This is a genomic window from Trichococcus patagoniensis (assembly GCF_003051085.1).
In the GTDB taxonomy this organism is placed as follows: Bacteria; Bacillota; Bacilli; order Lactobacillales; family Aerococcaceae; genus Trichococcus; species Trichococcus patagoniensis.
Map to the genome: position 1 here is coordinate 16,530 of NZ_QAOM01000025.1, position 20,131 is coordinate 36,660.

The 20,131-nt window shown below is 45.6% G+C and carries 15 protein-coding genes; 13 read left to right on the plus strand and 2 right to left on the minus strand.

The genetic code is table 11. The annotated features are described in order from the left end of the window. The first annotated feature begins 228 nt into the window (after positions 1–228). From C8U37_RS13235 to C8U37_RS13295, 12 genes are all read left to right on the plus strand, one after another. Positions 229–1,785 (plus strand): 2-isopropylmalate synthase, encoded by a 1,557-nt coding sequence (locus tag C8U37_RS13235; RefSeq protein WP_108033686.1) that lies wholly within the window; start codon positions 229–231, stop codon positions 1,783–1,785. An 18-nt stretch (positions 1,786–1,803) separates the two neighbouring features. Further along, a complete protein-coding gene (gene leuB, locus C8U37_RS13240; RefSeq protein WP_108033687.1) occupies positions 1,804–2,850 on the plus strand; it encodes a 3-isopropylmalate dehydrogenase in 1,047 nt (348 codons plus the stop codon). A gap of 15 nt (positions 2,851–2,865) precedes the next feature. Continuing rightward, positions 2,866–4,254: a 3-isopropylmalate dehydratase large subunit gene (leuC, locus tag C8U37_RS13245; protein WP_108033688.1), complete on the plus strand. Its 1,389-nt coding sequence runs from the start codon at positions 2,866–2,868 to the stop codon at positions 4,252–4,254. Further along, the gene (gene leuD, locus C8U37_RS13250) at positions 4,241–4,828 is read left to right on the plus strand and encodes a 3-isopropylmalate dehydratase small subunit (RefSeq protein ID WP_108033689.1); all 588 of its coding nucleotides are present in this window, start codon (positions 4,241–4,243) and stop codon (positions 4,826–4,828) included. The genes leuC and leuD overlap by 14 nt, the downstream gene beginning before the upstream one ends. Positions 4,829–5,048: 220 nt before the next feature. After that, positions 5,049–6,260 carry a saccharopine dehydrogenase family protein gene (locus tag C8U37_RS13255; RefSeq protein ID WP_108033690.1) on the plus strand — a complete coding sequence of 404 codons (1,212 nt, stop codon included), beginning with the start codon at positions 5,049–5,051 and terminating at the stop codon, positions 6,258–6,260. A gap of 21 nt (positions 6,261–6,281) precedes the next feature. After that, positions 6,282–7,409: a carboxynorspermidine decarboxylase gene (gene nspC / locus C8U37_RS13260; RefSeq protein ID WP_211306265.1), complete on the plus strand. Its 1,128-nt coding sequence runs from the start codon at positions 6,282–6,284 to the stop codon at positions 7,407–7,409. Between the two features lie 244 nt (positions 7,410–7,653). Continuing rightward, positions 7,654–8,832, plus strand: a complete 1,179-nt coding sequence (locus tag C8U37_RS13265) for a CapA family protein (protein WP_170100304.1) — start codon at positions 7,654–7,656, stop codon at positions 8,830–8,832. Between the two features lie 817 nt (positions 8,833–9,649). Further along, positions 9,650–12,973: a SpaA isopeptide-forming pilin-related protein gene (locus C8U37_RS13275; protein WP_170100305.1), complete on the plus strand. Its 3,324-nt coding sequence runs from the start codon at positions 9,650–9,652 to the stop codon at positions 12,971–12,973. Between the two features lie 42 nt (positions 12,974–13,015). After that, positions 13,016–14,689: a SpaH/EbpB family LPXTG-anchored major pilin gene (locus C8U37_RS13280; RefSeq protein WP_108033695.1), complete on the plus strand. Its 1,674-nt coding sequence runs from the start codon at positions 13,016–13,018 to the stop codon at positions 14,687–14,689. 173 nt (positions 14,690–14,862) lie between these two features. Beyond that, positions 14,863–15,789, plus strand: a complete 927-nt coding sequence (locus C8U37_RS13285; protein WP_245879848.1) for a class C sortase — start codon at positions 14,863–14,865, stop codon at positions 15,787–15,789. After that, positions 15,779–16,873: a class C sortase gene (locus C8U37_RS13290; RefSeq protein ID WP_108033697.1), complete on the plus strand. Its 1,095-nt coding sequence runs from the start codon at positions 15,779–15,781 to the stop codon at positions 16,871–16,873. The genes C8U37_RS13285 and C8U37_RS13290 overlap by 11 nt, the downstream gene beginning before the upstream one ends. 324 nt (positions 16,874–17,197) lie before the next feature. Beyond that, positions 17,198–17,854, plus strand: a complete 657-nt coding sequence (locus C8U37_RS13295; protein WP_108033698.1) for a tetratricopeptide repeat protein — start codon at positions 17,198–17,200, stop codon at positions 17,852–17,854. A gap of 86 nt (positions 17,855–17,940) precedes the next feature. Here the strand turns inward: C8U37_RS13295 and C8U37_RS13300 are convergent, their stop codons facing one another. Then, positions 17,941–18,564, minus strand: coding sequence for an HAD family hydrolase (locus C8U37_RS13300; RefSeq protein ID WP_108033699.1), 624 nt, complete (start codon positions 18,562–18,564; stop codon positions 17,941–17,943). A gap of 222 nt (positions 18,565–18,786) precedes the next feature. Here C8U37_RS13300 and C8U37_RS13305 point away from each other — a divergent pair, with 222 nt between their 5' ends. Beyond that, positions 18,787–19,917, plus strand: a complete 1,131-nt coding sequence (locus tag C8U37_RS13305; protein WP_108033700.1) for a carbohydrate kinase — start codon at positions 18,787–18,789, stop codon at positions 19,915–19,917. On the opposite strand, the gene C8U37_RS14580 is transcribed toward C8U37_RS13305, so the two are convergent. Then, on the minus strand, positions 19,861–20,131 hold a 271-nt coding region (locus tag C8U37_RS14580), incomplete at its 5' end, for a hypothetical protein (RefSeq protein ID WP_211306263.1). The two genes, C8U37_RS13305 and C8U37_RS14580, sit on opposite strands and share 57 nt — an antisense overlap.

Here is a 20,131-nt window from a genome sequence, read left to right on the forward strand (position 1 = left end):
TCATGGGGACAACCCCTTCTTTCAACAGCTTATTATTATAGTAGGGCTTGGACGCTGTACATTCAGCCGTTTGAGCCCTGCTTGGCATGGACAAATAATGGGGCTGAAGCGATTATTTATTAACCTTCGAAATGCATCCATTATTTGTGGATGCATTTTTTTTCGAAATTTACTCTTATGCATTTTTAATGAAACCAAGAAACGAAAAAAGAACCGGAGGAAAAGACCATGATTGAAAAACAGTACATTCAATTCTTTGATACGACCTTGCGTGACGGAGAACAGACACCTGGCGTGAACTTCAATACAAAAGAAAAGGTGCAGATTGCCTTGCAGATGGAAAAATGGGGGATCGATTGTATTGAGGCGGGCTTTCCGATTTCTTCAGAAGGCGACTTCGAAGCAGTGAAGGCGATTGCCGGTGCTGTCAAAAACATGACCGTCGCAGGACTTGCACGTTGCAGTGAGAAAGATATCGATGCAGCCTACGATGCTTTGAAGGATGCAGTCGATCCGCAGATCCATATTTTTATCGCGACCAGCCCCATCCACATGGAATACAAACTGAAAATGAGCAAAGAAGAAGTTCTTGCTTCAGTGGAATATCATGTGGCCTATGCCAAATCAAAATTCGAGAAAGTCCAATTCTCGCCTGAAGATGCAACTCGGAGCGATTGGGATTTCTTGGTGGAAGTCATCAACTTGGCCATTGAAAAGGGCGCAACAGTCATCAATATCCCTGATACGGTTGGCTACACCAATCCGACCGAGTTCGGTAACCTGTTCAAATATCTGAAGCAAAATGTCACACGCTTTGATGACGTCATCTTCTCTTCCCATTGCCACGACGACTTGGGTATGGCAACAGCCAATGCCTTGGCTGCAGTCGAAAATGGCGCACTTCGGGTAGAAGGTACCATCAACGGAATCGGAGAACGGGCAGGAAATACGGCACTTGAAGAAGTAGCGGTCGCTCTGCACATCCGTAAAGACTATTATAAGAAGGAATCCGGTATTGTCCTGAAAGAAACGAAGCGCACAAGTGATTTGGTCAGCCGCCTTTCCGGTATGCCGATTCCGCGCAACAAAGCTGTCATCGGAGGCAATGCTTACGCACACGAATCGGGTATCCATCAGGATGGTGTGCTGAAGAATCCGGAAACCTACGAAATCATCACGCCGCAATTGGTTGGTGTGGAGCACAATTCGTTGCCGTTGGGTAAACTTTCCGGTCGTCACGCCTTTGTGGATCGGATTGCGCAAATGGGCTATGAAATCACTGACCCGGCAGAAATCAAAATATTGTTCGCCCGTTTCAAAGAACTGGCTGACAAGAAGAAGAACGTGACCGAAGAGGACATCCATGCATTGATGGTCGGCAAATCGATCGAGGACGAATCAGTCTACGAGTTGAAACGTCTGCAAGTGCAGTTTGTGAAGGACGGCATCCAAGGAGCCATCGTTGGCATCCAGGACAAACGCAATAAAGACGCGAAGATGCAGGATTCAGCAACCGGATCAGGAAGCATCGAAGCCATCTACAACACCATCAACCGCATCTTGGATCAAGAAATCATGTTGAAGGAATACAATATCGAAGCCATTACGGGCGGAAAAGATGCACAAGCAGAAGTGCACGTGGTCGTGGAGGATGAGGACGGCAAGAGCTATAACGGCACAGGCATCGACTTCGACGTCCTGACGGCATCAGCGAAAGCTTATATCCAAGCCAGCGGTAAAGCAAAAAATAAACAGACAATAGAAAAAGTATCAGCACATTTCTGATGAGGGGGAAAAAGTAAGATGAATTATACGATTGCAGCATTGCCCGGAGATGGCATTGGACCAGAAATAATGGAAAGTGGATTGACTTTGCTGGAAACAATCGGCAAAAAATTTCAACATGAATTCAACGTGACGGTTTACCCATTCGGAGGAGCCGGCATCGATGAAACCGGCGATCCGCTTCCACCACAAACAATCAAAGGCTGTTCCGAAGCTGATGCGATCCTTTTAGCCGCAATCGGCGGACCAAAATGGGAAAAAGCCGAGAAAACGCCGGAAGATGGCTTGTTGCAATTGCGTAAGACTTTGGGACTTTTCTCGAACATCCGCCCGATAGCAGTGAGCGACAGCATCGCCCACCTGTCCCCGTTGAAGACAGAACGCGTTAAAGGCACTGACTTTATCGTTGTCCGCGAATTGACAGGCGGCTTGTACTTCGGCCAGCCGAAGCACTGGAATGATGAGGAAGCGACAGATACTCTCTTTTATAAGAAAAGCGAAATCGATCGGATCGTCCGCCAAGCTTTTGACATCGCGATGACGCGCAGCAAAAAACTGACTTCCGTCGATAAAGCGAACGTATTGGCCAGCAGCAAACTGTGGCGCAAAACCGTGAATGAAATCGCGACGGAATACCCGGAAGTTACCGTAGATCATTTGTATGTCGATGCAGCTTCGATGAAAATTATCCAAAATCCGACTGCATTCGATGTCATCGTGACGGAAAACATGTTCGGGGACATCCTGAGCGACGAAGCATCCGTCATCACAGGTTCATTGGGGATGCTGCCTTCCGGAAGCCATGCAGTATCCGGTCCATCCTTATATGAACCGATCCATGGATCCGCACCGGACATCGCCGGGAAAAACAGCGCGAATCCGATGTCGATGATACTGTCTGTTGCCATGATGCTGCGCCAAAGCTTCCAGCTGCATGAAGAGGCGGATGCGCTTGAAAAAGCGGCCTCCGAGGTGATGGATGCCGGTTTCCTGACGGCTGATCTGGGCGGCACGACGACAACGACAGCATTTACTGAACAAGTGAAAGCCATTTTGGAAAAGTGAAGGGGAGTAGACAGTATGAGCAGAACGCTTTTTGATAAACTATGGGACAGACACGTTATTACAGGACCAGAAGGTGAACCACAATTGTTGTATGTGGATCTGCACCTGATCCATGAAGTCACTTCACCACAAGGCTTCGATGGCTTGCGCGAAACCAACCGCCCAGTCCGACGTCCTGACAAAACGATCGCAACGGTCGACCACAATGTGCCGACGGAAGATATCTTCAACATTAAGGATCTGATTTCGAAGAAACAGATCGAAGCGCTGCAGAAGAATTGCGCAGAATTCAACATCCCATTGATGGACATCGGAACAGCCAACCAAGGGATCGTGCACATGGTCGGACCGGAATTGGGCGCAACCCAACCAGGGAAGATTGTCGTCTGCGGAGATTCGCATACGGCTACACATGGCGCTTTCGGAGCGATGGCATTCGGTATCGGCAGCTCAGAAGTGGAGCATGTTTTTGCAACGCAGTCGATCTGGCAGAAGAAACCGAAGTCGATGGGCGTCAAGATCACCGGCAAATTGCCTGCAGGCGTCTATGCGAAAGATATCATTCTGCACCTGATTGCGACTTACGGGACAGCCTTCGGGAGCGGCTATGCAATTGAATTCTATGGGGATACTGTAGAAGCCTTGACGATGGAAGAACGGATGACGATCTGCAACATGTCCATCGAATTCGGTGCTAAAATTGGCATGATGGCGCCGGATCAGACTACATACGATTATCTGCGCGGCCGCCGTTATGCACCAGAAAACATGGAGAAAGCCATTGCCGATTGGGAGACGCTGAAGAGCGATCCGGATGCTGTCTATGACACTGACATCGCTATCGAGGTTTCCGATTTGGCACCTTATGTAACTTGGGGAACAAACCCAGGCATGGGCGTGCCATTCGGCGAGAAATTCCCTGAGATTCAGGATAAGAATGACGAGCGCGCCTATAACTACATGGATCTGCAACCTGGCCAAACGGCTGAAGAGATTCCATTGGGCTTTGTCTTCATCGGTTCTTGTACGAATGCGCGTCTGTCCGATCTTATTGAAGCAGCGAAGTATGTCAAGGGCGGTAAAGTGCCTGCTCACATCCAGGCTATGGTCGTTCCGGGCAGCCGGACGGTCCGTGATGCTGCCGCGGAATTGGGCTTGGACAAAATCTTCATCGATGCAGGATTTGAATGGCGCGAACCAGGCTGCTCGGCTTGTTTGGGGATGAACCCGGATAAAGTGCCTGCAGGCGTACACTGTGCTTCCACTTCCAACCGTAACTTTGAAGGCCGACAAGGAAAAGGTTCGCGGACGCACTTGGTCAGCCCGGCCATGGCGGGAGCTGCAGCTGTGAACGGTAAATTTGTGGATATCAGAAAGGAAGCAGTGACTTATGGAGCCAATTAAAGTACATAACGGTAAGACCGTTGCCTTGATGAACAACAACATCGACACCGACCAAATCATCCCGAAAGTATTCCTGAAGCGGATCGAAAAAACGGGTTTTGGCGCTTTCGTTTTTGATGAATGGCGTTTCCTGAAAAACGGCGACCCGAATCCAGAGTTCCCTTTGAACGATGCCGACCGCCAAGAAGCAACGATCCTCGTAACAGGGGATAACTTCGGCTGCGGCTCTTCCCGTGAGCATGCCGCTTGGGCATTGAAGGATTACCGTTTCCGCGTCATCATCGCCGGCAGTTACAGCGATATCTTCTATATGAACTCCTTGAAGAATGGTCTGTTGTTGATCGAGTTGCCGCAAGAGCAGCGTGACGCTTTGGCGCAGTTGCCTGCAGATGAAACGATCCAGATCGACTTGCCGAATCAAGTGGTCAGAACCAGCACTGCCGAGTATCCATTCGCAATCGATGCGACTTGGAAGCACAAATTGGAAAACGGCATTGATGACATCACCGAAACAATGGCTTACAAAGATGAGATCGACGCGTATGAAGCCAAATGGGACAATATTTACGCATAATCGAAGAAGCGAGAAATTTCTTTCAATCGGAGGGAATTTCTCGCTTGTTTTTTTGAGTTGTTGTAAGATGGAGTTGCGTCAAGGTCCGTCAAATATGACGATATGTTGTCGTTGTCGCTAAAAAAATATTATCCTTAGTCGCTTTATGTTATAATGTCTTGTCTGTCGCTAGGCCCACAGGATGGATGAATGAATTTTCCCTACAGGAGGAATGAATAAGATGAGTAGAGCTTTAATTATTGGTGCCGGTGGCGTTTCCAACGTCGTATGCCATAAATGTGCCCAAAATTCAGAAGTGTTCGAAGAATTTATGATTGCCAGTCGTACAAAGTCAAAATGCGATGAAATCAAAGATCGGATCGAAAGCGGCATTTATGCTGGGCGTTCCAAAATCACGACTGCCCAAGTGGATGCGAACAATGTTCCTGAATTAGTGGCGCTGATCAATGAATACAAACCGGATATCGTGATTAACGTGGCTTTGCCATACCAAGACTTGACCATCATGGATGCCTGTCTTGAAACTAAAACCGACTATGTCGACACAGCGAACTATGAACCGGAAGATACAGCTAAATTTGAATACAAATGGCAATGGGATTACCGCGAACGCTTCGAAAAAGCCGGCATCACCGCTTTATTGGGATCAGGCTTTGACCCGGGCGTAACGAGCGTATTCTCTGCCTATGCCCAAAAACATCATTTTGATGAAATCCACACGATCGATATCCTAGATTGCAACGGCGGCGACCATGGCTATCCATTCGCAACCAACTTCAATCCGGAAATCAACATCCGCGAAGTGACCGCGAACGGCAGCTATTGGGAAAACGGCGAATGGATCGAAACGGAACCGATGGAAATCAAACGCGAATACAATTTTGATCAAGTGGGACAAAAGGATATGTACTTGCTGCACCACGAAGAAATCGAATCGTTGGCTTTGAACATCAAAGGCATCAAACGCATCCGTTTCTTCATGACCTTCGGCGAAAGCTATCTGACGCATTTGAAAGTGTTGGAGAATGTCGGCATGACTTCCATCGTACCGATCGAATTCGAAGGCAAGCAGATTGTGCCGCTGCAATTCCTGAAAGCTGTATTGCCTGATCCCGCTTCATTAGGACCGCGCACCAAAGGCAAAACGAACATTGGTAACATCTTCACCGGCATCAAAGATGGCAAAGAAAAGACATACTACATCTACAACGTCTGCGACCATGAAGCATGCTACAAGGAAGTCGGCTCGCAAGCCGTTTCCTACACAACCGGCGTCCCTGCGATGATCGGGGCAGCTATGGTCTTGACCGGACAATGGAAGAAACCAGGTGTGTACAACATCGAGGAATTCAATCCGGATCCATTCATGGAAGCATTGAACGTCTATGGCTTGCCTTGGCAAGAGGACTTCAATCCTACCTTGGTCGATTAGGAGGCTGAAATGAACACGACAATCGATTTTCAAGCCTTGCCGACACCCAGCTATGTGGTGGATGAAACCTTATTGCGCCGCAATCTGGAAATCCTGAAATCGGTCAAGGATCAGACGGGTTGCAAGATTTTGTTGGCCCAGAAAGCTTTTTCGATGTATCATTTCTACCCTTTGGTCGCCGAGTATCTGGATGGCACGACCGCCAGCTCTGTCCATGAGGCACAACTGGGTCATGAGGAATTCGGCAAGGAGACACACGTCTTTGCGCCGGCTTTCAAGCAGGAAGAAATGGAGGCGTTGCTCCCGATAGTGGACCACATCGTCTTCAATTCCCCTAACCAAGTGAAGCTGTACGCCGAAATGGTCAAGAACGGCCCGCGTCCGATTGAAATCGGCTTGCGCGTCAATCCGGAGCTTTCAACGCAGGATCATGCACTTTATGATCCGGCCAGCCCGTTTTCGCGTCTGGGCACGACTTCCGTGAATTTTGATGAGAGCCAAGTTGAACTTTTGGATGGCCTGCATTTCCACACCCTTTGCGAACAGGGATCCGATGCCTTGGAAGCGACACTGGTCGCATTCGAAGAAAAATTCGGTAAATACCTGCGCGGCATGAAATGGGTGAACTTCGGAGGCGGACATCATATCACCAAAGAAGGCTACGACATCGCCAAATTGGTTAAGATCGTCAATTACATCAAAGAAAAATACGATGTGCAAGTTTACCTGGAACCTGGCGAAGCGATTGCATTGAATGCGGGCTTCCTTGTCGCGAGTGTGCTGGAAACGACTTACAACCAAATGAATCTGGCTATCCTGGATACATCGGCAACTTGCCACATGCCTGACGTGTTGGAAATGCCGTACCGTCCGTTCATCATCGATTCAGGTGAAGCGGATGAAAAGGCGCACACCTACCGTTTGGGCGGACAGACTTGCTTGGCAGGGGACGTCATCGGGGATTATTCCTTCGATGAACCGCTTCAGCCCGGCGATCGCCTTATTTTCACGGATATGGCCATCTATTCGATGGTGAAGAATACAACCTTCAACGGCATCCAACTGCCGGCCATCGCTGCCCATACGGTCAAAGACGGCACGAAAGTCATCAAAACCTTCGGATACGAAGACTTCAAATCACGACTGTAAAGATTTTTAAGTAATGCGGCTGTCTCTCAAAATTGAGACAGCTTTTTTGCTGTCTTCAGAATAGTGGTTTTTCGCCGTAACTCCGGTCAAGCCCCACTTAGCCGGAGTTGCAGAAGGAAATATGCATATCCATAAAAAATATAATATGGCTACCAGGGATTTGGTCAAAGTGACAAAGGCAGAAAGGTCCGGTATAATCAAATTGTCGAATATTACACAGAATTCCACCAGAAAGGGGAATGACATGAGGAAAAAAATGTTAGTGACATCGATGGCAGTACTGGGTTTATGGGGGTGCGCGGATGAACCGGATATGGTTTCTGAAGTTGTATCCGTGGACGCCTCTTCCGAACAAAAGGATGCAGCTACCGAAAATCAGGAGGAAAAAGTGATTTCCTTCATCGGAGTCGGGGACAACCTGATCCACGATTCCATTTTCCGGGATGCGGAACTGGCGGACGGCACTTATGATTTCAAATTTATCTACGAGAATGTGGAGGAGGATATCGAGGAAGCCGACATCGCTTTTCTGAACCAAGAAACAATCAGCGCAGGGGATGATTATCCCTATTCCGGTTATCCGGCGTTCAATACACCGCCAGAAATCGCTCAGGACATGAACGATCTAGGCTTTGATTTGGTCAACGGCGCAACGAATCATGCACTGGATTATGACTATCCGGGAGCCCTCAATTCCCTATCAGTATGGAATGAACAAGAGGATGTCGTCTACACAGGCATTTATGAGAGTCAGGCGGATCGTGATGAAATCCGGACGATCGAGAGGGAAGGCGTCACGTTCTCTTTCTTGACTTATACATACGGGACGAACGGTATTCAGCCCGACACCTCCTATCGTGTTTCGTACTTTGATGAAGAGCAGATCCGCCAAGATGTAGCCAATGCCAAAGCTATCAGTGATGTCATCATCGTTTCGGCGCACTGGGGTGACGAAAATACACAGGAAGTCAATGAGATGCAACATACTTATGCACAATTATTCGCCGATCTGGAGGTCGATGTCGTTATCGGAACCCATCCACACATCCTGCAGCCGATCGAGTGGGTGACTGGCGCGAATCAAAATAAAACACTTGTGGTCTATTCTCTGGGGAATTTTATTGCCCACTCCTTGACGGATTATAATACGCTCGGAGGCATGGTGACCTTTGATTTTGTCGTTGCTGATGATGAGACGGTGACTGTCGAAAACGTCCAATTCGAGCCTACTGTTTCGCATTATGTTGCAGATCCGGGAAATGTCGAGAATTCACGGCGTGATTTTAAAATCTATAAACTGGAAGATTATCCAAAAAAATTGGCTTCAGAGCATGGATTGAACGGTTATGAAGGCTTGGAAATAACGCCTGATAATTATCTTTCCCTCGTGAAGAACGTCATTCCCGCAGAAATGTTGGAGTAACTTAAAAATACAATAATGCATTTTTTTGAAGGCATCGGTAATCAGCGGTACAGCAAGCGTTTTTTGAAAAGAAACAGCGATGCCTCCGATGTCTTCCGAAAGTTGCTTGCTATCGATTGACGAAACCGCTTATTTATACTATATTGTAGGCAGATAGAAAATCCTATCGCGATATTCTATCCAACCCAGAATGACTCCCACACCAGAAGCCGGTGAACACGTCACCGCACCACCAAAAATACAACCTCCGTTCAAACTAAGAAGCAATCCACCCAAGCGCATTCACAATTATATCTCTCCAAATCAAACAAAAGTATTTCCGATAAACTTACGTTCGTTTTAAAATCCTTTCACAAATCATCCAGCAAACCCCACCAGCACAACAGACCCGATTTTATTCTTCGCTTACCCATTTTTCGAAAGAGATCCGATGGGAAATGACACTGAGTAATCAGCTTATTTTGAATGCCGATAAACCTTTGATTATACAGGCAGTTGTATGTTTGAATCACAAGTTATATTAACGATAGGTAAGTTTTTTCAACAAACTGATTTAGCATGCCCAAAATCTTTATTTTGATGTATGCATTTGAATGGTTGGCTGCCAGCAATTTTAAGCTAACTGTTTCTCTCTGATGCATTCTCCGAAAATACCACGTTTTATATCCCTCCCTTTGATTATTCTCTGTTCTCGATAGATCCGTTTTGAGTAAAGGAGTTTGTCGCTTTTCATTGTATCGGTCCTTCACAGCAGCTTCAATCCAATGCTTCAGCCACTTGTACCGTCACTTTCAAAATAAAGAGGAGATGGAGGAATATGAGAAAAAAGCGTTTTATATTGTTCGACAAAATTGTTTTTTGGCTGATAACCTTGATGACACTGATGCCATCTTTTTTGTCAGCCTATACCGCAATCGATGTATTAGCCGCAGAAATCGGAACAGTCCAAACGACCTTGCCGATGGATGATGGGACTGCGAGCGCAACTGGAACGGTCAACGGATCAGGAACCGCTGTTGATTGGGTTGTGACCGTAACGAAATTTGATTCTGAGGACGAACGGGCTCCGAAACTGGAACTTGAATACAGCAGCGGCCTAGGCACGCCGTATAATATTAGTACGAATGTTCAACAAATCAATCGTACGGATATCGGTGCGGTGACAGTCTTAAAAGGATACACATACAGCACCGCCGCAGAAACACTCACCATGTCTTTCACTACTGATATTACAGACCATTATGCTGAAACAGTTTCCATCAAAATGCTCGTAAGCACTCTCAGCGAAGATGAATCCGGGACCGTGAACATCTTTGAGTCTGGTAACGCAAGAACATTATCTCTCGTCAATCCGATCGCCCAAGCAGAAGCGGAAGCAGCAGCCCAAGCGGAGGCGGAAGCAGCAGCCCAAGCAGAAGCGGAAGCAGCAGCCCAAGCAGAAGCGGAAGCAGCAGCCCAAGCAGAAGCGGAAGCAGCAGCCCAGGCGGAAGCGGAAGCAGCAGCCCAGGCGAAAGCGGAAGCAGCAGCCCAGGCAGAAGCGGAAGCAGCAGCCCAGGCAGAAGCGGAGGCGGTATCCCAGTCTGAAGCAAATGTTGAATCAACTGTGGAATCGCTAGAAAGTTCAAAACTAATTGTTGTTGATGAACTGCCAGAACAAGAAACAGAACTCGATTCAGTCGCTGAACCAGTCTCTTTAGAAGGAATTGCAAATGATCCAATTATTCCGGTGCCGTCTACAGTTGCTTTGTTGTTCGGTAAATCGACTCTAGCGTTCGTTATGGATGTAGGGCTAGCACTAGCGGCGACTGCATATAGTGACACAATCCAAGTAAATAAAACAGCCTTACGAAATTTAGGGTGCAGAACTTATGAAGTAACCTTGACCATCACCGGCATTCCCCCACTGAAACCTGTTGATGTCGTTTTGGTTTTGGATAGATCCGGTAGCATGTCCGAATCAGCTGGACAGTATTCACGCTTGTATTATGCAAAACAAGCGGCTATTAATTTTGCTGGATTAGTATTAACCGGTCCAAATGCTATTCCAGGTAGCCGGGTTGCAGTAGTAAGCTTCAGTGGGCCTCAAACCGTTACTGGTTATGGTAATCAGAGTAACGCGACACAAAATTTGGGGTTTTCTACAAGTGTGACATCAATAACTAATACCATCAATGGCCTTACTGCTAGTGGAGGCACAAACACTCAGGCAGGGTTCATTCAAGCCGGAACGACATTAGCTGGAGCTAACGCGGATTCAAATAAAGTAGTCATCATGTTTACTGACGGCATACCCACAGCAAGCAATGGGAACCAATATGGTCCTAGCGAACCAACAGTGCACAATGTACACACAATTGCTGCATATACCGCAGGGCAAGCACTACATACAAGTGCACGTATATTCACCATCGGCTTATTGCAAAATATGCCTACTAATGTCCGTACACTTGCCATTGACACATTGACCAAAGCTCAAAATGCTGGATTTTATGAAGCCCCATCTGCACAAGATTTACAAACAATTTTCGCATCTATTTCACAACAGTTAAATTATTCTGCGCTAAATGCTGTTGTGACGGATGTGGTTGGAAATAATTTCAACCTTGTTGAAAGCAGTTTACCGGCTGGAGCAGTTTACAATGCTACAACCAGAACAATAACGTGGAGTCCTGGAACAATCATCACAAATGCGCAACTGAAATACACGGTTCAATCCAAGCCGGAATTTGAAGGCGGATTAGCCTACACAAATGAATCGGCAACTCTTAATTACACGAACGTGAATGGAGTTGCTAATCAGACGAAAACGTTTCCGAAACCTCAGGTGAATGTTCCTACGAGACTAAGTGTGAGTTTAACTGATGCCACTATTCTATTGGGTGATTCCATTCAATTGGCAATCGGCAACGATCCTGCTTCTCAAAACTATATGAGCCCAATAACTGGCGGTGATGGTAATGGTACCTACACCTACGCTTGGTATGTGGATGGCTCCGATACAGTTATTTCAACAGCGGAAAATCCATCTGTTTCCGCTACCGTAGATACGAAATACAAGCTTATCGTTACAGACTCCAGCGGTTGTAAGGCCATCGCCTATATGTGGATCAGGGTTGAAACAGGCAGCTTGACAATCAGGAAGGAAAATGAATCCGGTACGGTGATTACCGACAATCCTGCCACCTTCACTCTGACAAAAAATAGCACTGCAACAACGCAAGCGACCGCTGCGAATGGATTTGCCGAATTTACCGGTCTTACAAGAGGAACGTATACATTACAAGAAACAGTCGCCCCGACAGGGTATATAGCAGATCCTACAATCTACACAGTGACAGTAGGATTAAGCACTACCGGAGTGGTGGAGGTTACCGTGACAAAGCCCGGTACGCCGAATGCTGTAACGGTTCCAAGTAATCCATTGGTAATAAAAAATGCAGTGGATAAAATGGATATTCCGGTCATGAAGACTTGGAATGACAATAATAATTCGCTGCAAACGAGGCCATCAAGCATTACTGTCAATATTTACCAGAATTACCAAGAAGGGGATTTACCTTACGACACGATTGTCATTACACCGGATGTAAACGGCGTGTGGAGTGGGGTATTCGAAAATATTCCGAAATTTGAGAGCCCGAATGAGTTGTATATCTATACAATCGAAGAGGTGGGTGTCGACAAATATACGGCAGTGGTAAACTCTTCAGAAAATGGCTTCACGATCACCAACACATTGAATGTCGGTTCACTTGCTATACTGAAAGTTGACAAATCTGATCCTACCAAAAATCTGGCTGGCGCAATTTTTGAACTCAGAAATGTCGATGACAGCATTGTCAAAGATATAGACGGCAATGAAGTTAGAGGCACGACCGATTCTAACGGTCAGATTACCTGGGCGAATATCCCTTATGGTACGTATCAATTGGTGGAAATCCAAGCACCCGATGGATTCAATTTGCTGGATGAAGATATCGAAGTTGTCATAGATGCCGACCATACCCATGTTTCTAAGACAATTGAAAATGTACCCGTTAAAGAACTTCCTGCTACTGGTGGAATGGGAACAACGGTGTTCACTTTAGTCGGATTGGCTATTATGATTGGTTCCGGATTTGTCTATAAGAAAAAGAAATAGTTGCAATTTACGTAACAACTGAGTCTAAAGGAGGAGAAGAAGATGAGTAAAAAAATCAAGTTTCTTTTAACCGCATTATTGTCAGTTATGGTTTTGTTTGGTGTTGTACTTCCAAGCGCAGCATATGCGGCTACGGAGCGGCCAACCACCGGTACATTGAGTATCCACAAGTTACAATATCATACCGAAACGGCTCCGGTCATCGATAACGATGGTTTGGCTTTACCGGCACTTCCTGCAGGGACATCGGCCTTACCGGGAGTGACATTTAAAGTCTACAAAGTCGCGGATGATGCAACAGCAACTACAATACCTGTGAGTGTTACGCCTGTATCACTCGTGACGAATGCGGCAGGGCTTGCCGAATTTACCGGATTAGCAGCTGGACGCTATTTAGTAGTTGAAGACATCACGGCTGCTGGAACGCCATCCGGGATCGAATCATTCACACCTAACTTTTTGGTTGATGTTCCGATGATGAATCCCGACAATGTAACATGGAACGAAAACGTGCATGTGTATCCAAAAAATCAGTTAGTTCTGGGCAAAGCGGAATTAACGAAGTCGTTCGAAGGAGATACAGTAACGCCTTATCCTGTGGCTACTTTTGCACTGTACAAAGGGGATGCCGCTGATGGGACTGCCGACGATACATTAATCGGTTCATATCCTACTAACGCAACAACCGGAAAAATCAATGTCGAAAATCTAACAGTTGGTCACTACTACTTCATTGAAACTATTGCCCCTACTGGTTATGGATTGAATAAAACCCCAGTAGAATTCGATATCACAATCACCGATCATGACAAGACCATAGGTGTCACTGACGACAACTTCTTTTATCCAACGGTCGACAAATTTATCACTACAATCGGCAACAAAACAGAGACAGCGAACATCAATGAATTGAAAACTTGGATTATACAAACCACTATCCCTGGCGATATCAAGGATTATGAGAGCTATATCATCACAGATATCTTGGATCCTGCCTTGGACTATGAGAATTCATTCAGCATCAAAGCAGGAAACCATGTGCTCGTGCCAAGTGTTGATTATATTTTTCCTGAACCGCTAGTAGGTATGGCCGGGGCTTTACTTTCAATCAATATAAATCCTGCATCACTGAAAGACTATGCTGGTCAAAAAGTGACTGTAGAATTCAAAACAAGCATCAATGAGAACGCAGTGATGGATGATGAAATCGAAAACAATGCTACAATCAGAACAACTTTGGATGGTACACCTTACGAAGAGGATGTCCCGGATTTGCCTGAAGTGCACACAGGCGGTAAGAAATTCGTGAAAGTCGGCAAAACAACGGATTCGGCTGCTTTGTCCGGAGCAGAATTCAAAATTTTCAAAGCTGGAACAACACAATATCTTCAAACAGACTGGACTTGGGGCAGCAAGGCAACAGCCCGTATCTTCACATCGGGTTCTCTTGGTAAATTTGAAGTGACCGGTTTGGCTTACGGCAACTACACCTTAGAAGAAACCAAAGCCCCAACAGGCTATAATTTGAGAGCTGATGTAGATTTCACTGTGGCTTTAGGGAGCTATGCAGATGCAAGCACAGCGACAATCACGAACGCGCCTACATTAACGTTACCATCTACAGGGGGAATGGGCACGATTGTATTTACCGTAATCGGTTCGGTATTGATGATGGGTGCAGTGAAACTGTATAAGAAAGAAAGCGTGGAAGAATAATCAGAATTAAATAAACAGTCCTGATATGGGCAGGCGATGTTATCGCCTGTTCATAGAAGAGGCTTTCCCAGGAAAGCCTCTTCTATGAACAGAAAGCACGTTCAAGAGAGCTGGAAGGTGGCCATCCTCTGCTACTCTCTACTTGATCAGGAAAGAGGGCGTTTGTGTTGAAAATGAATATATCAAAAAAAATGCAGAAAATTCTATTGGCAACCATCTTTGCTGTAGGGTTAGGCATTTTTTTGTATCCGATACTGAGTAATTTATATGTGGAGTATTTTCAAAATCAGGTGATTGATTCCTATCAAGATAAAATTGATCAGATGACAGAGCAAGAAAAGCGGCAAGAGCTGGCAGAAATGATGGCATACAACAATAAGCTGAATCAGACCGGTATCGAGTATGTGGATCCTTTTGAAGGTATTTTGGATAATGACACTGATAGCGGTGCCGATGAGAGTGAGGTTGCTGCTTCTATTGAAGAAGAACCTGTCATTTATGATGCCTTGTCGGGTTCAGTTGGTGAGGCACTAGGGCATATCGAAATTCCAAAAATGGATTTAGATATGCCCATCTATTTAGGCACTAGCGAGAAGGTTCTTCAGGAAGGAATTGGCCTGCTTGAAGGGAGCTCTTTGCCCGTAGGCGGAATCAGTACTCATGCAACTCTGACGGGTCATAACGGATTGCCGAGCGCAAAACTATTTACAGACCTGCATAAATTAACTGTTGGGGATGTTTTTCTCATTCATTCCATAAACGGTACACTCGCCTACGAGGTGGATACGATAATCACGGTATTGCCGGATGAAACAGAATCGTTGAAGATTGTTGAAGGTGAGGATTTGGTCACCTTGATTACATGTACTCCTTACATGATCAATACGCATCGCCTATTAGTTACAGGCCATAGGGTTGCTTATCAAGAGCCTCAAGAAATTGCGGAAGAAACAAAAGTAACTGCCACCATCAAAGATATGAAGGAACAGAACGACAATATCATATACTTTATTGCAGCACTGATGTTTATTCTTCTAGTGGTTATTATTATCCTGTACAGAATAAGGCGCAAAAAAGAAGGTGGCCAAAATGAAAAATAAAAAGAAGAACAGATATTTGCTGCTCTTCATTTTAGGAGTATCCATTATCTTGGTTCCTCAAATGGTCATCTTTTACAATAATTTAGGTCAACAAAATCAAATAGAACAATATAAGGACACGACTGCAGACTTGAATGATTATCAAATACAACAATTTTTTACTGAGGCGGCATCTATCAATAACAACAACATTGCTACTGCGGATAGTGAAAATGATACAGAGCTCCCGGCAATTTCTGCAGAAGTCACGGACACTGTGCCCAATCATTATCCTCTGAGCGATCCATTCACTAACCAGATGACTTCAGGAGGAAATCAGCCAAGTTTGATTGCTGAAGATGACGTTTTTGGTTTCATCGAAATACCCAAAGTTGAGGAGACGTTGCCTATTTATCTTGGTGCCACGCCAAACAATCTTGCAAAAGGTGTAGCTCAGGTGACAGAATCATCTTTGCCAACAGGTGGATCAGGAACCCACTCAGTCATTGCGGGTCACCGAGGCTATTACGGCGCTACATTTTTCAGGTACATCGATCAACTGGAACCGGGGGATCTGTTTTATATACATGTATTGAATAAAGTGCTCACATACAGGGTGACAGGGCAGGCTACAATCGATCCTGACGATACCTCTTCACTGGGTATTGTGGATGGAGCGGATTTAGTAACCTTACTGACATGCACACCTTATCCTACAGACCGTTATAGATTACTAATCTACGGATCGAGGGTATATGATGAAGGCGAACCTGTAGAGTACGCGACTGCATCAGATGAGCCTTTAATTGGCGAAGCCGATGAGGAAGATGCTGAAAACATCGGAATCCAGGATAGCAGTGAAACGTTTGAGCAGAGCAGTGATTCTGCAGTTAGTGAATATACAGAAAATAAAGTAGAAAATCAAATAGAAAACCAAGTTCCCCAGTCGTCGGGAAATACGATTGTTCAAATTCTTACGTCAGAAAATGAAATTTCAACAGCCGCCCGCAATCATAAACTAATCAATCGCATCATCATTACTGCAGGCTTACTAAGCATTGCCGTAAGCGCAGGATTAATCATGAGGAATAAACGAAAAGAGTAAGGGTGGTTTTTTCGACACACATGAGTGTTGGTATTTTAAAATGTGGGAAAACGGGCCCCATAGACCAAAATCAGACAAATTGGGACATTTTTTTAGTTTAATATTAAGGAAGGCGTTCATGCAGGGACGTCTTTTTTTATTTCGGTACGTGTGCCGGGGGGTACGCAGATTGACTAATATAATAGGACCTTGAGCTCAAGCTCACCAACTTGTCCACGTCGCAACCAAGCGCCCCGCTTCGATGTTATCCTTTGTGAAACGACCTGAATGATGTTAAGATGAGGTTGAAAGCGATAACATTTTTTGACATAAGGGGGATGCGCTATGGATAAAGAAGTTCATCAACTGATTGAAATCGCTGAAATTGCGATGCAGGCGAATGACTTTGCTCAAGCTGAGAAAAAATACATCGATGCTTTGTATTTGTTGGATGATCCAAAATCGGAAGACTATCAAAAAGTCGTAAATAAACTCTCTAAGTGCTATGCTGCGCAGAAAAATTTTGCTGGAGCCAAAGAATGTCTCGAAGAACTGCTGTTTTATGCGAAAAAAAACAAAGACTTGGAGAAGAAAGCCGAGTATCTGCATGCCTTGGCGGTGAATACCCGTTGCATGGAGGAATACGATCTGGCGGCGCTGATGTGTGAGGAAGAGATCACTTTCCGGCTGACACATTTCCCTGATGATTATTGCGGATTAGCGCGAAGCTATCATGAAGCGGCCATGCTGTCATTGCTCCAACGGAATCCGATGAAGGGCAAAATAAATCTGGAAAAGGCGAAACAGTATGCCGACAAGTCCGAAGATGAGAATTGCCAAGCCGGCATCATGCGAGGGCTCGGAGATTACCATTTCACCCTCAATGAATTGGAAAGAGCCCACGAATCCTATCAGGAAAGCCATGCCTTATATAAAAAAAATAAAAATGATGAAGCGGCAGCGGAAATGCTGGCCCGGATTAAGCGCGTTGAGGATGCGTAGTGAGAGCCCTAAAATGCAGCTTTAGAATGGACTGTTCCCTTCTTAAAATGAAAAAAAGCAACCCGTTTCCAGTTTGCTTTGATTTTCTATAAAATCGATAAAATATCTGAAGGTGTCTTGAAGATGTGATCGGCATCGAAGCCTTCTGCCGTATGGGATCCCCATTCTGCCAATCCAAAAGCGACTGCGGCATTGCGCGCGCATTGATTATCGTAAATAGAGTCGCCGATGTAGATAGCTTCATTTTCGGCAACGCCTAATCTGCGCAAACATTCCGTCAAAGGTTGTCCGGAAGGCTTGTGTTCTTCGGTATCGCTTGATGTGATGATGACGTCAAAATAGTCATCCAAACCGTAGGGCGTGATATTCAGCTCGTAGCTCTCTTTTGTCTTGGAGGTGACAATGCCCAGCAGATGGTTATTTTTCTTCAAATAACGCAGCGTATCTTCCATCCCTGAAAAGATACTCACGCTGTCGGCATAAGTTTTTGACTGTGCACTCCACTTCGGATGCAGATCGACAGCTTCTTCGGCTGTGAAGCCCAATAACTTCAGGCCTTCCATACCCGGTATGCCGAAAATCGTGCGCATATCTTCCGGTGTGGCAGGCCTTCCGGCGTGTTCCTGAAGGACGTCATCCAGACCTCTGAATATCGAATCTTCGGTATCCACAATCGTACCGTCGACGTCAAAAATAAATGTATGAATCATATTAACAGCTCCCTTGAAATAGTTCCTGTCATTATAACACGCTTTGAATAGTAATAAAACGACCCTGAATGATGCAAAGGTATTAAAATAAGGTTACAATGTGCCGTGTTCGTTTGGCAACTAGGCCCATTGGTTATATACTATACCTTTAGGAGCATGTAATGTTGCTAAAAGAATAAGTTCGGCGTCGCCGGGTTTTTATAGAGTAAGGGGAATTGAAACATGGCTTTAAACGAGAAAGAATCGAAAATACTGAGCTACATAAAGGAAAATCCTTTCATTTCACAGCAAGATTTAGCTACAAAGATTGGCCTGTCACGTCCCGCGGTGGCAAACATCATTTCTGGCTTAGTGAGACGGGGATACCTTTTGGGTAAAGCCTATGTCATCAATGACACGCGACCGATAGTCTGTATCGGCGCTGCCTGCATTGATCGCCGCTATTTTGTGGAAGGTGGTCTGATTCATGGACAATCGAACAATGTCACCTCACAGACGTCAATAGGGGGTGTTGCGCTCAGTATCGCTGAGAATCTGGGAAGGCTGCAGGAAGATGTGGTCATGCTATCTTTAGTCGGTGACGATGCGGAGTGGCATACGATCGAAGAATCCATGCGCCCATTGATGAAGACGTCCGAAGTGGAAATGGTCCCTGGATTTTCGACTGGCACCTTCATGGAAGTCATCGATGAATCGGGCAAAATGATCATCGGATTGGCTGAAATGGATATTTATGAATACATGCAGCCTAAATGGTTGTTGAAACATCTGGCAACACTGAAGCGTGCAAAGACAATCATCATCGATTCGAATTGTCCGAAAGAAAGCGTGGAGCACTTGCTTGAAATCGGCGCGAAGTACAATATTCCGGTCGCCTTAGTCAGCGCATCCTTGCTGAAGCTGTATAATATCCCGGAAAATCTGAAGGGATTGAAACTGCTCATCACAAAGCATGACGAAACCGAGAAACACTTCGGCATCGAAATCAAGGATGATGCATCATTGCGGGAAGCCTTGCAGCTTTGGATGGACCAAGGGGTGCAGCATGTCATCATCACGAGAAATAGTCAGAGCGTCGGCTATGCCAGCGAAAAATATGGCATGCACGTCTACGACCTGAAGAACAGCGACAAAGACAGCGATACTTACATCTGGGGAACGAACGAGGCGCTGTGCGCGGGCATCGTTTATTCCTACTTGAGGACTGAAGACATTACAGAAATGATCCAAACTGGCTTGGTGAATGCCGTCATGTCATCAAAATCCGCCTACAAAGTGCGGCCCAATCTTTCCCAGTCAGTGCTGCGTAAGGATGTCAAAGAAATCGGTAAGTTGGAAAGCAGAGAAATTTAGATGGATAAGAGTTATCAACTCTAGTGAAAAGTAGCTATCCACAAAGGTGATATTAACTGGAGTAATAAAATAACCAAAAAGAGCCTGCCGCCCAGGCTCTTTTTTGGTTTGTAAATTTAGGCTCTCTGTCAAATGGTGTTGATGAGACATTTTATCTGTTGAAATAAGGGAGCCACATTCACAAACTCCAGAAGAGAATTTTTCTCTTTTGGGG